The sequence below is a fragment of the Frischella sp. Ac48 genome (genome assembly GCF_019641635.1).
Taxonomy (GTDB): Bacteria; Pseudomonadota; Gammaproteobacteria; order Enterobacterales; family Orbaceae; genus Frischella; species Frischella japonica.
Window position 1 is genome coordinate 68010 of the sequence record NZ_JAETXP010000017.1, and the last position, 15062, is coordinate 83071.

Here is a 15062-nt window from a genome sequence, read left to right on the forward strand (position 1 = left end):
TCAGATATAAAATAAGCAGGAGAGCGGATTTTGCATATTGATTCAGTGATTCAATTAGATGAACAAGACTCAGCAACTTTGTACTTTCTCCATAACGTTAATACCGATTTTCATCGCCATCCTTGTTTACAATTAACGATATCACTAAACGATATTTTTTTAAGTTTAGAAACAGAAGATAAAAAGTATCGTGAATTTGGTTTTATTATTCGTTCAAATCTGTCACATAAATTAAATACAACTTGCGCTATCAATTTTTTACTCGAACCCGACGCGCCTTATTTTCATTTGTTGTCACATTTTACCGAAAACGATCCTATTTATCGTTTATCGCGTGAAGAAGCCTCAATACTGGCAAAATATTTTATACATACTATTGAAAATAAACAGGTATTCGATATCGAGCATATTGTTAATTTATTATATCGCCCTAATACAAGTTGTCTTTGTCGGCAAGATAGTCGCATAGTTAAAGCGACCTCAATAATTTCGTTATTGCCGGTAAAACAGATATCCTCAAAAGAAATTGCTGATAAAATTTATTTATCCGAAAGTCGTTTTTTACATCTATTTCGAGAAAATCTAGGTATCAATTTCCGAGGCTACCTGTTATGGAAAAGATTGCGTGATGTTATTAACACGCTTGACGCATCGGCAACTTTAACAACGTTAGCTAATAATATGGGCTTTGCCGATTCAGCTCACTTTAGCCGAACTTGTGTTGCAAGTTTCGGATTAAGACCCTCAGAGCTGAAACGAGCGTTAATTTATAATCAAAAATTGCCAAACAATAAACATGGTAAACATATTTATTGTTTGCATAAGCCAGCAGAAAAATAACTCACCAGACCCAGCTGAACCATTCAATTCTGCGTTAATTTTAGTATGTTAAAAATTGCTAATTATTTTCGTGCAACAAATACGTTGCTTCATAAGGCTGTAATACCATTTCACCTTCGAGCACTGTTTGATTTGAGTAATTACTCAACAACTTTTGCCAAGAACTATTTTCCAATGCTTTAGGCAATTGCCATTTAACCGTATTTTCGGTCAGATTGGCTATCACAAGTAACGTTTGATTATTCCAATGTCTGACATAGCACCAACAATCAGCATTATCAGGCGTTAGATCTTGATAGTCACCGAAAATAAAGATCGGGTATGTTTTTCGTAATTTGATTAAAGTTTGATAGCAATAAAAAATGGAATTAGGATCGTCAAGCGCTGCCATCACATTAATTTTCGGGTAATTGTTTGCCACCTCAATCCAAGGTTTACCTTGGCTAAATCCGGCATTGGCGGTGTTGTCCCATTGCATTGGCGTTCGGCTATTGTCTCGGGATTTACTGGCAAGAATCGCTAACATATCAGACTCTGACATCCCTTCGGCAATTTTTTCTTGATAGATGTTAAGACTTTCCACATCTTTATATTGCGAAATATCGGTAAAATGGGGATTGGTCATCCCAATTTCTTCACCTTGATAAAGATACGGCGTGCCTTGTAGTCCATAAAGAATCATTGCCAGCATTTTGGCCGATTCGCTGTGGTATTGGTCTTCGTTACCTAAACGTGACACAATGCGAGGTTGATCGTGATTACACCAGAAAATCGCATTCCACGCCTTACCGTGCATACCCATTTGCCAATAGCCAAGTATCTTTTTGAGTTCAAGTAAATCGGGTTTAGCCAGCGTCCATTTTTCCCCATTTGGATAATCAATCTTTAAATGATGAAAATTAAACGTCATGGTCAACTCTTTGCCATCCAATGCGGCATATTTTTGACAGTTTTCAAGCGTAGTAGACGACATTTCACCCACTGTTTTTAAACCATTAGGTTGAAAAACATCCCGACTTAACTCTTGTAAAAATTCGTGTATTTTCGGGCCATCCGTATAATATTTTCGTCCGTCACCTTGTACGTCATCCGGAAAGTCTTGCTGTTTAGAAACCAAATTGATCACATCCAACCTTAATGCATCAACCCCTTTATCCGCCCAAAATTGACAGACGTTTTTAATCTCTTGGCGGACGGTTGGATTTTCCCAATTGAGATCGGCTTGCTGTTTTGCAAATAGATGTAAATAGTATTGTCCTGATTGCTCATGCCACTGCCAGGCTTTGCCGCCAAATTTAGATCGCCAATTGTTGGGTTCTGATCCGTCAGCTTTGGCGTCTTTCCAAATATAAAACGATCGAAATGGGCTGGTTTTATCTAAGGCCGATTTAAACCATGGATGCTCTGTTGAAGTGTGGTTAAATACCATATCCATCATAATCCGGATATCACGTTCATGCGCCTGCTTCACCAATAATTCAAAGTCGTCCATCGTGCCATAAGCCGGATCAATATCATAATAATCCGATACATCATAACCATTATCAACTTGCGGAGAGGGATAAATTGGCGTTAACCAAATCGCACTAATGCCCAGATTTTTCAGATAATCTAATCGGCTGATAATGCCTAATAAATCCCCCGTTGAACCCGCGCCACTGGCTTGAAAGCTTTTGGGATAGATTTGATAGATAGTACCATTTTGCCACCACGGGATATCTATTTTATTCATTGCTTACTCTTTATTTTTAATCAGTAAAATTAAATTCACATAAAATGGGTGAATTACTATTTATAATCATTATTGGATATTTAGTGTGCCTTTTTTCTGTTTTATTTTATAAACAATGATAGTTAATGCGATTGGAACAATAATCGCTACTAGCATTGCTAAGGCATAAATTGACCAATAAACAGGTTTTATTGATAAGATACCGGGCAATCCCCCCACACCGATACCATTAGATAATACACCATATAAACCACAGATTAATCCAGCACTAGCCGCACCGACCATGGCACAAAACATTGGGAATTTATAGCGTAAGTTTATACCGTACATAGCTGGCTCAGTAACACCTAGATAGCCGGATATAGCAGCAGGAATGGAAACTTCGCGCTCATTATGTTTTCGACTGATCAAAATGATGCCAACAACGGCTGAAGCTTGAGCAATATTGGATAAAGCAATGATTGGCCAAATCGGTGTACCGCCCATACTTTCTGTCATCTGCATATCGATAGCTAATGTAGTATGGTGAATTCCAGTAATAACCAACGGTGCATAAAAGAATCCAAAAATTGCCGAACCAATGAAGGCATAATCACCAGTCATTAAATATTTAACCACATAAGCAATACCATTGCCTAACATTCGTCCGATTGGTCCTAAAAGAAAATGTGCAAGGACGACGGCTAATAGTAGTGATACGATTGGGACAATCACTAAAGTTAGGTAATTAGGGACAATTCTACGTAATCGAGTTTCGATCCATCCCAATGCCAAACCGGCAAAAATAGATGGAATCACTTGTGCTTGATAGCCGACTTTTTGAATCGTAAACCAACCAAAATCCCACACGTCAGGAACGATTTTCCCTAGATTATAAGCATTCATCAGTTGTGGAGAAACCAATGTTATGCCTAAAACAATCCCTAACACAGGAGAACCGCCCATTTTTTTGACTGTAGACCAGCAAATAGCCACCGGTAAAAAGTGGAAAATCGCTTCACACGGTAACCAAAGGAAACTATGTATAGGTACCAACCAAGTATACGTGTCAGTAAGCGGTTTATCGTTAATAGTTGGCATTTCACCAATTACATTACGCAAGCCGAGTAATAAACCACCCGCAATCATTGCAGGTAATAATGGTACAAAAATTTCAGCTAAATTTGAGATTAACCGTTCAAACCATGACATATTTTGTTTAGCTGCGGCTTTTGTTTGCTCTTTGGTCGCTTCGTCAATATTTAATTGTTCAATCAATAACTTGTAATAACTATCAACATCCGTTCCAATAATAACCTGAAACTGCCCGGCATTATTAAAGCATCCTTTGACAAAAGACAATCCTTCAATCGCTTCAACATTGGCTAATTTGGGATTAGCAAGCGCAAACCTTAATCTTGTCAAACAATGGGTAACACTAGCAATGTTTTCTTTTCCTCCAACAAGTTCAATCAATTGCATAATTGATTTTGTTGAAACTTTAGGTGCTTTTGCCATTGTTAAGTCTCCTTATTTTCAATTTAAGCCAAAATTTTTTAATTATTTCGACCCTAATTTGGTAACAATTAAGCATAAATTGAATTATTATTTAAATAAATGGGAACGTTCCCTTTTTGTGATAAACCTCACAATTTAGGCAATATATCACTCAAAAATAGTTAAATGAGTATTTGGGAAGGAACCGTAATAATTTTAGGTTTTGCTCCACTTTGTAGTATTTGCAATAACTCGTTTGCAGCATAAGTACCAGCTTTATCAAAACCAAGATCGACAGTAATCGTTTTGGTAAACAAGAATTTAAGCAGCTCACTACTACCAATGCTAATAACAACAATATTATTGATATTTTTTTCAGATAAGAACTTATTTAGGCCTAAAGCAATTGAATCGGTAGCACAAATGATTGCTGTTGGTGAATCAACCAATACTGACTCGGCAAGCTCATAACCAGAATAATAGCTTAATTTGCCAAGCACCGCATTTGGCTTAAGTTTATGAGTATGACAAAAATTAGTATACGCTTGGTAGCGTAATTCGCCAGTAGTCTGATCTTGTTTAGTAATACCAATATAGCCAATTTTTTTATGCTTTTGATATAAATAGGTTAATGCTTTGTTTACCGCCCCTACATCATCATAACAAATGCAAGTATAATCAGAAAAAGGCCTAGCAATAACCACACATTTATCTTGCCAAAATGTCAGTCGAGAGCTATTCAATCCTGTAAAAGCAAAAATCACTACACCGTCAGCTTGCTTTTCTTTTAACATTGTCAGGTGTTCTTCGACTTTTTGCGGGCTAAATTGGCTCTCGATGATAATCGGATCATAACCATTTGCATAAAAAACAGGTAACATGTTTCGAACTGCATGATTTTCGGATATGGAATCAAGGCGAGTAACAATTATACCAATCACTTTATTACCATAACCACGCATTGCTCTAGCTGATTTGGATGGGGTAAATTGATATTGTTCAACAATTGCCATCACTTTATTACGTGTCGATTCCTTCACCATTGGGTCGTGATTAATAACTCGCGAAACAGTGGATTTACTCACCCCGCTCAATTTGGCAATATCTTTAATGGTTAAATTCGGTGATGGCTTATTCATAATCAATTTTTATAATGAAAATCAATTAAATCATAGTAATATAGTTTTAACAAAATGGCGATAGGGTGGCTAGTAAGTTAATATCAAAATTATTAACTATTACTTATTCTTCATTTATAATTAGATTGAGATTTGACAGAGGAATAAAACAGAATCAACAAAGCATTAATAACCTCATATAGACAATGAATTATGAAAAAATCATATTTACTTTTAGGTTACACGCTATTTTTTTTGAGTTTATCTGGCTATGCGTCTAGTGATGACACGAAGACTATAACAGAACAATTTAGATCAGCTTTATTATGTCAGTCAAAGCCTTTTGCCATAGAAGATAAAAAGATCATTGCTGAACTTGCAAAACAAAAAATTACTATAAAAAAACGAGATAGTATAAATGAAATCGAATACTATTTTGAGCAACCTATCAAAGTTAAGAATGTATGGGTTAATATGATTCGTTATGAAAGCGATAATTTTGTCACATCTTTTTATGCTAAAGCCAAAGGTGATATGTACAAGTTCGCTAAATTGACTGAGGTTAACCCTATATTACGCAGCTGTGAAGAACCCATTCCTTTGGATGATACCGACATATTCCGAAAGGAAATTACCCCGATTACCGACAATAATCTCTACCCAGATACAATCGTTATTGGTCAGGATAAAGATTCAAAGCCGGATGAATTTTATTTCATATGTTCTAAATTTGAGGCTAATTAGCCATAATTTTTTTGCTTAATGAAGATCATGCTATTAGTTTACTAACATTACTTATGTATAAACCTATTTATTAGCACTTTGTTTTGATTTATAAGCACTTCCCCACGCTAACATAGCACGATCAATAATGAAACTTTTACCAAACGGATTAATTGCAATACCATGATATCCGTTTGATTCGTCAAGTATTGCTTGGTAATCGGTTAAGTTGACGACTGGAGTTTGTTGATCTGCAACATTTTGCCATTTTCTTAATTCATCCCAGTTCATAAATATTGGAAAAAAGGATTCATTGTTAACAATATTGATTGCCACAAATGAAATTATCGTACCTTGCTGTAAGGTAAGGGAGTTATCTTTATTGCGTTTAATATTATCAGGTAATTCCATAATAATTGGCACTAATAATTTAGCAGCTTTTAACGTATTAAAAAGAGCTGTTTTATTTTTTCAGATGTCGGTTGTTCATCATATCTTTGCCATGCATCGTTAAGTTCTGGATTGGTTACTGGATTATTAATATCAAAACTCATAAATAGTTCTTTATTATTTAACTAAATGTATTACTTTTGTAAAGTTACATGTTTTTTTCGTGTGACATTATCATTGATGTTTATAGTTTTATAATCTTTAATGGATAAATAGCTGTTTTGGTATCTCTAAACCACTTGCTCACCCTTTATTATTTAACGAATACTATTATTTTTGTGAAGTTATATGAAGATTTTAATTGCTCGGCAATGATAATTGAGGTGTATAGTCTGGCAATCTTGAATATATAACAAGCTGTTTTTATTTTTCTAACTGCTAAGTCATCATAAGCAATTCCCCTGCATTGACATTCTTATAACTTGGTTGCTGAGTGTTTGTAATTAAACTCTTATTTACCCTGCATTATTTAACGAATACTATTACTTTTGTGAAGTTGTATGGATTTTTTAATTGCTCGGCAATGATAATTGATGTGTATAGTCTGGCAATCTTGAATATATAACAAGCTGTTTTTATTTTTCTAACCGCTAAGTCATCATAAACAATTCCCCTGCATTGACATTCTTATAACTTGGTTGCTAATGGTTTGTAATTAAACTCTTATTTACCCTGCATTATTTAACGAATACTATTACTTTTGTGAAGTTGTATGGGTTTTTTAATTGCTCGGCAATGATAATTGATGTGTATAGTCTGGCAATCTTGAATATATAACAAGCTGTTTTTATTTTTCTAACCGCTAAGTTATCATAAGCAATTCCCCTGCATTGACATTCTTATAACTTGGTTGCTAATGGTTTGTAATTAAACTCTTATTTACCCTGCATTATTTAACGAATACTATTACTTTTGTGAAGTTATGTGATATTTTCAATTACATGGTAATGATAATTGAGGTGTATAGTTTGGCAATCTTGAATATATAACAAGCTGTTTTTATTTTTCTAACCGCTAAGTCATCATAAGCGATTCCCCTGCATTGACATTCTTATAACTTGGTTGCTAATGGTTTGTAATTAAACTCTTATTTACCCTGCATTATTTAACGAATACTATTACTTTTGTGAAGTTATGTGATGTTTTCAATTACATGGTAATGATAATTGAGGTGTATAGTCTGGCAATCTTGAATATATAACAAGCTGTTTTTATTTTTCTAACCGCTAAGTCATCATAAACAATTCCCCTGCATTGACATTCTTATAACTTGGTTGCTAATGGTTTGTAATTAAACTCTTATTTACCCTGCATTATTTAACGAATACTATTACTTTTGTAAAGTTTAATTATTCCAGTTATTGTGACAATAATGATTTTCACTAATAATCTAACCATTTTTGACATAATAAACAGCTATTTTGTGTTTCTGGTGTAGGATCTTATCGAATACATATAATATGTTGTCAGTTAGGGATTAGTTATTAACTGATTGACAGTCGAATCTAAATCAGCATTATATCAATTGATTATAACTGCTTAGATTATTTAATTCATTTACTTTAGCATCACCGTTATCAATGATCCAAAAGAGGAAAACAAAAAATTGTCATTATGAATACTAAAATTCAATAAATTAAGAGAAACTCTGAAAAAATACTGAGTATCTACGATGATTTTAACATTAATGCGATTTACTTTTTTAGATGAAAAATATGCTATGCCTTATAGTTTCTTTCATAAATTAAATTTTAATAGAGAAATATTCTTCAACAATGCTCTTTTAATTGATAATAAATAAGTTTAAAAATTAACATCTAAATGCTATTCATCAAATTTATACTAAAATAAAATTTTCAAACAAATTGAAAATTTACTTAAAGATAACATTTTGGATAGATATAGAATCACTTGAATTTCATTTAATATTAAAAGATTTATTAAAAAATCTGGGTTAGATTTTTATTTATGCATTTAAAAATTATCGAATACAAAATTACAAAGCTGAATATACTTGAGAAGTATTAGATACCTTGTATAGTCGCATTAACAAATAAAATGCTATTTTAAACCGAACGAAAAACTTGTTTTTATAATAAAAATTTCTTTATGCTTAATTAACTATTGAGAATTTAACATGAAATCACAAAATAAATTTTTAGTCTATACACTTCTCATGTTTACGGTATCAGGCTATAGCATAGTGGCAGATAAAGCTAAATCCATCATGAATCAATTTAAAGATACTTTGCTATGTCATCAGTCTCCAGAATCTTTAATATTTAATACTTCCCCTGGGGCGTTTGCTAAAGAAGGGATTACGGTTACTAAAATTAGTGAGTACAATCCAAATTATATATATCACTTTGCCAAACCATTGAAAATGTTGAATGTGACATTTCAAACTGTTAAATATTTAGGAAACTATCATTATGGCTTTGATTTCTTTGCCGTTGCTAAAGGTGATATGGAGAAATTTGCCAAATCAATCGGAGCTAAACCCACTCCGGCTGAATTTAACGATTTTCGCTGGAAGAGTCCATATGTAAAATATTTCACTTCAACAACTGATCAGGAATATTTTAGACGTATCTTCCTTATTGGTCGAGAAGCAGACTCCAAACCAGGCGAATTTAATTTTGGTTGTTACCTATATTATTAATATTATCGCGGGAAATAGGTTGTGAAACAATCAGTCTTAACTGATATTTTGGTATGGGTAAAATACAAAGTTGATTTCCCCTTTTTAATACTCTTTTTTTAATTTATAAGCCTTCCCCCACTCTAACATAGCATCATGAACCTGTTTTAAACTTTGTCCAACATCGGTTAAAGTATATTCCACTTTAGGTGGTACTTGGGCATAAACCTTGCGAGTAATTAAACCATTTTTTTCCATAGCACGTAAATGTTGCGTTAATACTTTCTGTGACACGCCATTAAGTGATTTTTTTAATTCACCAAAACGTTTTGTACCTGTTAATAAATCACGAACAATTAAGACTTTCCATTTATCGCCCATTAGCATTAATGTGGTTTCTACGGGGCAAGGTGGTAAATTTTCATTACTTAACACGCTGATAATTTCCTTAAAATTCAGCAATAGTTACTAAATAGATACTATATTACTATATGGTACCTACTTTACAATGGAAACTTTGAATATTAATCTAAATATATTCATTTTTTGATCAACATGTTAAGTCAAAAAGTGTTAACCAAAATTTTATTTTGATAATATTAAAGGAGTAGACCATGAAAATTGCGGTCATTGGTGCGAGTGGTAAATCAGGTAGTTTAATCGTTAAAGAAGCAATTGCGCGTGGGCATGATGTGACGGCGATTGTTCGTAATCCAAATTCGCATGTCGATCCTAATGCAAAAGTTCTCGTTAAAGATCTGTTCGAACTTACTTATGAAGATTTGAAACCTTTTGATGTGATTGTTGATGCATTTGCCACATGGAGTCTTGAATCACTGCCTCAACATCAAACCAGTTTAAAACATCTTACTGATATTTTAAGCGGTAAACCTAATCGTTTATTAGTTGTTGGCGGTGCGGGTAGTTTATATGTTAATCCAGAACATACTATTCGTTTAGTTGATACCCCAGAATTTCCTGATGAATTCAAACCATTAGCCAATAATATGGCTAAAGCACTAGATGAATTAAAAAAATGTCAGGATGTGAACTGGACGTATTTAAGCCCAGCCATTGAGTTTATTGCTGATGGCGCAAGAACCGGTCGCTACAAAGCAGGTGGTGAGCAGGCCTTATTCAATTCGCAAGGACAAAGCCAAATAAGCTATGCCGATTATGCCATTGCCATGATCGACGAAGCTGAAAATGCTAAGCATATCAAACAACGTTTTACAGTTGTCGCGGAATAATCCTTTTCGGTACTTGACTGTAGAAGTTTAAGTTGAATCTGAAAGCTACTTATTATGCATCGACATTCATTTTAACAAAATGGGTGTCCGATGAACAAAATACATTCTCTCGTTATCATTATTTCATGATTATTATCAAATAAAATTCTAATATAATGATTCGTTGCTGTGATTTTGATTGTTTTAGCTTCCACCAAAAAACTTGAACGCTATCGATATTTTAAGCTCAATGGGATTAAATGTCGTTATTCTGCTAAGTTAATTGTAGCTTGTTTAAATTGGCGATCCTATTTTGCCCCATCAGAGACACTTTTTTATTATTAAAAAATCTCCGTTAAAATGGGAGCAGATCATATAAAATAACTTTATGTAATTAGGGTAAAAGTAGAGTCGCGCCTGTCTTTTGCTTGCCCTTCACTAAGCGGCATACTATAACTAACCGAATTCGTGTATAAAGAGTCATAACTACCATTCTAATAATAAACGCGCTAAGGAATAGCAAAGCCTATGAATCTTTATCAACTGATGTTAAAAAAGCAGTGGTTAATGTGGGAGGGAGATCAGGCATCAAGAACCTTCTCTTATCAGCCCCCAAAGTTGTAAAGACTTTTACCTATCCTACAGCAAGTCGGTCTGCCTTATCAAAGTTATTATGACAAAAATCCCGGCTAAAGTCTCGGATACGTTAAAAACCGCATTATATCAAGAACAGGTGGTATTAGTTCAGTTGCCGGTGATTAATGGCTGTCGTGAGTAAAAACCATCTTTGAAGAAACGTTACCGTTTAGATAACTTTTCAACTTGGTTTAAATTAGCCAAAGAAGAATCATCCCAACATATTAAATAGAACGATCAGTGTTAGATAAGATTTAGTCAAATATTAAAAAAGTATTAGGAACAGCATTAGTCAACCAAACACCATTATCAGCCAAGTAAAATTTAAAGCCTTGTTGATACATCTGCAGAGTATTTACTTTTAATACTACTGGTTTACCATGTCTTTCTCCTACTTTTTTAGCTGTCTTCTCATCACCAGATAAATGGACATAATGGCGACTGCCAGCGACTAATCCTTGTTTTTTAATGGAATCAATAAATCGGGTTGCAGTGCCATGATATAAAATCTCTGGTGGCATCTGTTCTATATAGCTTATCTTTACTTGTTGAGTTGAATGTCCTTGTGCTGCACGTATTTTTAGACCATCATCCGAAATCGTAAAACGTTTTTTATCATTTGTTTTAACAACTTGCTCAATCAACTTTCTGGTAAGTGGTTTTCCATGTTGATTAGCTTGCATGATTAAATTATCAATATTGATCCAACCATCAGAATCTAATGTGATACCAATAGTTTCTGGTTGATGTCTCAAAATATAGCTTAAAAATTTACTTATTTTATCTAGTTGTTTGTTCATATTTATTCCTTGAATAATCACCACATAGTAATGGGGGAAATCTACCATTTTTTTAAATTTGCAAATCAATCTCTATTACCAGCTTACCTTGCTTGATTTAATGATAACTAACAGGCAGCCTACATAAAAGCCAAATTGCTCAAAGCAATCTGCCCTTAATTGTTAATTGTGAACAGCAATAGTAGTTGATTGTTGTTATACTTCAGTGCTTTATTCAGTCAGCTGTTGAATCTGTTTCTTGGTAAAAAAGTATCTAAAAATAGCTTAATCACGATTTAATCTTCTGAAACAGTTTTAAAAACTCGCTATCTTCAAATCTGGCTTTAGCCGCTTCACCTTGAGTGCCTTCAAGGCAATAATTGCTGGTGACATTCAAAGCAACCGCTAATCGTTTTAATGTGTAAATACTAGGTAATTGCTTTAACGGTGACCAAATTAAAGAAACGGTGGTGGAAAATCTGCCGAGAATAACCGGTGCCGCTGAGGTTGTGAGTGTGGTATCATGAGTCTTTACGTCACAGCGGCAGTTAGTAGAACCGGTGTAAGGGCGCCAGCCTGAATATTATCTAATGCCACAAGGCACAAAACCCAACCCCAGACCACAACTGACCATTAAAGGCAGGTGGCTGGAACAGATAGGGTTTTATGTCGGCTACCCTGTTATCATTAAGATTGAACAGGGCAAGTTGATTATTGAATTTGCAATTCATTGACTATTAGTTATATAGATAACCTATAATAATCCAATCTTTTTATGGTGTTTTCTTGTGCATAGTTGAACACATTGAAATAAAAGATTAAACATTACTGAAAATCTAGTTTTATTGATCTAATTTATCTGCTATGTATCTTAAAAGATAAGATAATTTTCTCAAATCTCCATTTATGATAATATCTTTCTCAATTGAATTTAATAAAAAATCATAATCTTCACTTAGTTGTCCCATATCAAATTGATTTGGTTTGTTATAAGGGTCATATAGTAAATCTGATGGAATATTCCAATAAAAATCATCATCAAGAGATATTTTATGAATGCCATCTTTTTTCAATTTATCAATAATTAAATTAAATATAATTTCAATCTTATTTAAATCAATACCCATAACTAATCTTTCCCTTTTTTTATTTTATCTATATTCTTTTTAAAAGTGTTTATTTCATGTTCTAAATGTTTAATTCTACTATTTATAATATTTTGCCTAACTTCATCATTTGGAGCATTTTTTAAAAAGTCTTTATTATCAAAAGAATAAGGATCTTTTATGTATTCCTTTAATTTTTTTTCATGCAACTGTATTTGTTCTTCAAGTGCCTTTATAGCTCTTTTTTCACTGACACTTAAAGCTTTTTCTGAACTAATATTCCCCTTTCCAACATTAAATTCCTTTAGTTCAATCACATTCTTCTGATTTAAGCTGATTTTGTCAATGGATATTGTCACTTCGGTCGGTTTGATTGTCTGTCCGACTTTTACGGCGGTTGTTGTGTTCAGTTTAATCACATTTTCGGTTTGTGTTGCCATTTTGACTACCGATGAGGCTTTGGTGATTAAACCAATATCAATCAGTGTATAGGCGATTTCACCATAACCTTTAGCCAATAAGCCTGACCATTCTATCAACTCGCCACCGTGGGTCGCGGTAACCTCGTTACTCCACATTAAACGCGCACCAGCCTGAATATTATCTAATGCCACAAGGCCAATTACCGCCGCTAATGGCGCCCCCACCCCCGCTCTACCAACTGCCGCTGCGACGCAAAGACTCATGATACCACTCACAACCTGTGCTGCACCGTTTCTTTAATCTGGTCACCGTAAAAGTAATTATCTAGTATTTATGCTAAATCAACCACAAACAACGCACCAGCTCCATAAGGCACAAAGCCCAACCCCAGACCGCAACTGACCATTAAAGGCATGTGGCTGGAGCAAATGGGATTTTATATGGGGAGCCCTGTTATCATTAAGATTGAGCAGGGCAAGTTGATTGTTGAACTTGATTTGCAAGTTTAACAATAAATGGTTGATTTTTCCCACTACTATATGAGGATTTATCCCTTATTTTGAATAACGTTCTCTTAATTTATTCATATAAAATTCTATCGAATCTTTTTCATTAGGATGTGTTTGAATATGTACTTCCGATACTTTTTGCATTAGAGAAATAAATAATTCTATAGGCATAGGAAAACCTTCACTGTCTCCAAAAATAAAGATAGCTCCTTCAAACTTTTTAGGGTCATCTAAATCTTGATCTAACACATAAGCTATGTCTTCAGAGACAGTTTCACCTAATCCTTTTGAGGCATCAGAAATAAGTTCTAAGAAATTTATTTTATTTGTTTCACACATAGCCTTCAATAAATAATAAAGTTCCGAACCACCATTATTTATTAAAAAACTTTCTATTTTCTCTAACCATAAAGTTATATTTTTCATTTAATTTGCCTATTGGGTATTGTTAAAATTCATTATCCTAGGCTCTTCAAAATAAGGAGAATTTTTATAATCTTCTAACCAAGAATTATCTGTTGAAAAAATAAATCCTTCCAATCTTTTAAAAGTATTATTTAGTATTTTCAATTCAATAATTATTTTGTCAAAAAAGGTTTCGTAATGTAAATCAATATATAACCTATCTTGAGGTAAAATTTTATTGGAAATATATTCTCCAATATTATACTGTATTTCATTTATTTCATTAATTGGCATTATATAAAGTACATCGACGCCATCTCGACTCATAATAAATTCAACATAATTCTGTGTAATTCTTGACTTAAACATAACTGTTTGATTATCAACCAGAGTGACCTCTAATTTTTTCTTTTTAATTAAATCAAAAAAAATTTCTTTAATAATCAAATCAAAGTGATATGTCATAATCTATTTTCCTTTTATCATTTGGTTAGTTTTACTATCAAATTTATAACCATTCTCAAGCAAATAATAATATTCCCTACCAAATCCAGTAAGCTCTTTGGTACCTGTTATTCTATTTGTTTTGTATAGTTTAGAATCGATAGGGCTGGTAGCCAAAATAATATTATCTCCTCGTTTTATCACATTATCTAACCAAGGCTTATTATACTCATTCCAAAATTGCATTGGGTTTTTGTATAGCTCATCTGGTGTATTAAGTAAATTAAATCCTCCTTTTCTAGCACCAAAGTTAGTCGATTTTTCTAAATTTAGTTCTTTTATAATATATTGAGTATCATCAATATAGGTACCTAAAATTGTTGTGGTTTTATTTGGATCGGTTGTAAGAAATGCACCAGACGTTGCTTTGTGATTTAATTCCTGAATTCCCTTTTCAGCATTAAATTCCTTTAATTCAATCACATTCTTCTGATTTAAGCTGATTTTGTCAATGGATATTGTCACTTCGGTTGGTTTGATTGTCTGTCCGA

Annotated in this window: 16 protein-coding genes and 1 pseudogene; 6 read left to right on the forward strand and 11 right to left on the reverse strand. The window is 33.4% G+C overall.

The features are described 5' to 3' along the window. The first annotated feature begins 30 nt into the window (after positions 1-30). Positions 31-840 (forward strand): helix-turn-helix domain-containing protein, encoded by an 810-nt coding sequence (locus tag JMI89_RS11330; RefSeq protein WP_220680118.1) that lies wholly within the window; start codon positions 31-33, stop codon positions 838-840. 58 nt (positions 841-898) lie between these two features. Here the strand turns inward: JMI89_RS11330 and treC are convergent, their stop codons facing one another. From treC to treR, 3 genes are all read right to left on the reverse strand, one after another. Beyond that, complete coding sequence (gene treC, locus JMI89_RS11335; protein ID WP_220680119.1) at positions 899-2572, reverse strand: alpha,alpha-phosphotrehalase; 1674 nt, start codon at positions 2570-2572, stop codon at positions 899-901. 69 nt (positions 2573-2641) lie between these two features. Further along, positions 2642-4069 carry a PTS trehalose transporter subunit IIBC gene (gene treB / locus JMI89_RS11340; protein WP_220680120.1) on the reverse strand — a complete coding sequence of 476 codons (1428 nt, stop codon included), beginning with the start codon at positions 4067-4069 and terminating at the stop codon, positions 2642-2644. 161 nt (positions 4070-4230) lie between these two features. Next, positions 4231-5187 (reverse strand): trehalose operon repressor TreR, encoded by a 957-nt coding sequence (gene treR, locus JMI89_RS11345; protein ID WP_065733630.1) that lies wholly within the window; start codon positions 5185-5187, stop codon positions 4231-4233. Between the two features lie 192 nt (positions 5188-5379). Here treR and JMI89_RS11350 point away from each other — a divergent pair, with 192 nt between their 5' ends. Then, positions 5380-5910: a hypothetical protein gene (locus JMI89_RS11350; RefSeq protein ID WP_220680121.1), complete on the forward strand. Its 531-nt coding sequence runs from the start codon at positions 5380-5382 to the stop codon at positions 5908-5910. Between the two features lie 63 nt (positions 5911-5973). On the opposite strand, the gene JMI89_RS11355 is transcribed toward JMI89_RS11350, so the two are convergent. Then, positions 5974-6300, reverse strand: coding sequence for an SseB family protein (locus tag JMI89_RS11355; RefSeq protein WP_246415132.1), 327 nt, complete (start codon positions 6298-6300; stop codon positions 5974-5976). Between the two features lie 2176 nt (positions 6301-8476). Between JMI89_RS11355 and JMI89_RS11360 the strand changes: the two genes are divergently transcribed. Further along, the gene (locus tag JMI89_RS11360; RefSeq protein ID WP_220680122.1) at positions 8477-9001 is read left to right on the forward strand and encodes a hypothetical protein; all 525 of its coding nucleotides are present in this window, start codon (positions 8477-8479) and stop codon (positions 8999-9001) included. Between the two features lie 84 nt (positions 9002-9085). Here the strand turns inward: JMI89_RS11360 and JMI89_RS11365 are convergent, their stop codons facing one another. Continuing rightward, positions 9086-9367 (reverse strand): helix-turn-helix domain-containing protein, encoded by a 282-nt coding sequence (locus tag JMI89_RS11365; protein ID WP_187756234.1) that lies wholly within the window; start codon positions 9365-9367, stop codon positions 9086-9088. Positions 9368-9594: 227 nt separating this feature from the next. Between JMI89_RS11365 and JMI89_RS11370 the strand changes: the two genes are divergently transcribed. Continuing rightward, entirely contained in the window at positions 9595-10230 is a 636-nt protein-coding gene (locus tag JMI89_RS11370; protein ID WP_187756221.1) for an NAD(P)-dependent oxidoreductase, read from the forward strand. A gap of 869 nt (positions 10231-11099) precedes the next feature. On the opposite strand, the gene JMI89_RS11375 is transcribed toward JMI89_RS11370, so the two are convergent. Continuing rightward, the gene (locus JMI89_RS11375) at positions 11100-11645 is read right to left on the reverse strand and encodes an RNA 2'-phosphotransferase (RefSeq protein WP_187756222.1); all 546 of its coding nucleotides are present in this window, start codon (positions 11643-11645) and stop codon (positions 11100-11102) included. A 569-nt stretch (positions 11646-12214) separates the two neighbouring features. Between JMI89_RS11375 and JMI89_RS12150 the strand changes: the two genes are divergently transcribed. Beyond that, positions 12215-12358, forward strand: a complete 144-nt coding sequence (locus JMI89_RS12150; protein WP_187756223.1) for a SymE family type I addiction module toxin — start codon at positions 12215-12217, stop codon at positions 12356-12358. 108 nt (positions 12359-12466) lie between these two features. Here JMI89_RS12150 and JMI89_RS11385 read toward each other — a convergent pair whose 3' ends face one another. Both JMI89_RS11385 and JMI89_RS11390 read right to left on the reverse strand, forming a co-directional pair. Continuing rightward, positions 12467-12751, reverse strand: coding sequence for a hypothetical protein (locus JMI89_RS11385; protein WP_065633440.1), 285 nt, complete (start codon positions 12749-12751; stop codon positions 12467-12469). A 2-nt stretch (positions 12752-12753) separates the two neighbouring features. After that, positions 12754-13416, reverse strand: a complete 663-nt coding sequence (locus tag JMI89_RS11390; RefSeq protein WP_220680123.1) for a hypothetical protein — start codon at positions 13414-13416, stop codon at positions 12754-12756. A 126-nt stretch (positions 13417-13542) separates the two neighbouring features. Here JMI89_RS11390 and JMI89_RS12155 point away from each other — a divergent pair. After that, positions 13543-13662, forward strand: a pseudogene (locus JMI89_RS12155) (SymE family type I addiction module toxin); the annotation flags it as partial. A 45-nt stretch (positions 13663-13707) separates the two neighbouring features. Here the strand turns inward: JMI89_RS12155 and JMI89_RS11400 are convergent. The 3 genes from JMI89_RS11400 to JMI89_RS11410 form a co-directional block, all read right to left on the reverse strand. After that, entirely contained in the window at positions 13708-14088 is a 381-nt protein-coding gene (locus JMI89_RS11400) for a hypothetical protein (protein WP_220680125.1), read from the reverse strand. A 9-nt stretch (positions 14089-14097) separates the two neighbouring features. Beyond that, complete coding sequence (locus tag JMI89_RS11405; RefSeq protein ID WP_220680126.1) at positions 14098-14532, reverse strand: hypothetical protein; 435 nt, start codon at positions 14530-14532, stop codon at positions 14098-14100. A gap of 3 nt (positions 14533-14535) precedes the next feature. After that, positions 14536-15062: hypothetical protein (locus JMI89_RS11410; protein ID WP_220680127.1), on the reverse strand; the 527-nt coding region annotated here is incomplete at its 5' end.

Excerpts from the sequence above, each read along its gene's own strand:
- treC (WP_220680119.1), bottom strand. The coding sequence starts at position 2,572 with ATGAATAAAATAGATATCCCGTGGTGGCAAAATGGTACTATCTATCAA.
- treB (WP_220680120.1), bottom strand. The coding sequence starts at position 4,069 with ATGGCAAAAGCACCTAAAGTTTCAACAAAATCAATTATGCAATTGATT.
- treR (WP_065733630.1), bottom strand. The coding sequence starts at position 5,187 with ATGAATAAGCCATCACCGAATTTAACCATTAAAGATATTGCCAAATTG.
- JMI89_RS11350 (WP_220680121.1), top strand. The coding sequence starts at position 5,380 with ATGAAAAAATCATATTTACTTTTAGGTTACACGCTATTTTTTTTGAGT.
- JMI89_RS11355 (WP_246415132.1), bottom strand. The coding sequence starts at position 6,300 with ATGGAATTACCTGATAATATTAAACGCAATAAAGATAACTCCCTTACC.
- JMI89_RS11360 (WP_220680122.1), top strand. The coding sequence starts at position 8,477 with ATGAAATCACAAAATAAATTTTTAGTCTATACACTTCTCATGTTTACG.
- JMI89_RS11365 (WP_187756234.1), bottom strand. The coding sequence starts at position 9,367 with ATGCTAATGGGCGATAAATGGAAAGTCTTAATTGTTCGTGATTTATTA.
- JMI89_RS11370 (WP_187756221.1), top strand. The coding sequence starts at position 9,595 with ATGAAAATTGCGGTCATTGGTGCGAGTGGTAAATCAGGTAGTTTAATC.
- JMI89_RS11375 (WP_187756222.1), bottom strand. The coding sequence starts at position 11,645 with ATGAACAAACAACTAGATAAAATAAGTAAATTTTTAAGCTATATTTTG.
- JMI89_RS12150 (WP_187756223.1), top strand. The coding sequence starts at position 12,215 with ATGCCACAAGGCACAAAACCCAACCCCAGACCACAACTGACCATTAAA.
- JMI89_RS11385 (WP_065633440.1), bottom strand. The coding sequence starts at position 12,751 with ATGGGTATTGATTTAAATAAGATTGAAATTATATTTAATTTAATTATT.
- JMI89_RS11390 (WP_220680123.1), bottom strand. The coding sequence starts at position 13,416 with ATGAGTCTTTGCGTCGCAGCGGCAGTTGGTAGAGCGGGGGTGGGGGCG.
- JMI89_RS11400 (WP_220680125.1), bottom strand. The coding sequence starts at position 14,088 with ATGAAAAATATAACTTTATGGTTAGAGAAAATAGAAAGTTTTTTAATA.
- JMI89_RS11405 (WP_220680126.1), bottom strand. The coding sequence starts at position 14,532 with ATGACATATCACTTTGATTTGATTATTAAAGAAATTTTTTTTGATTTA.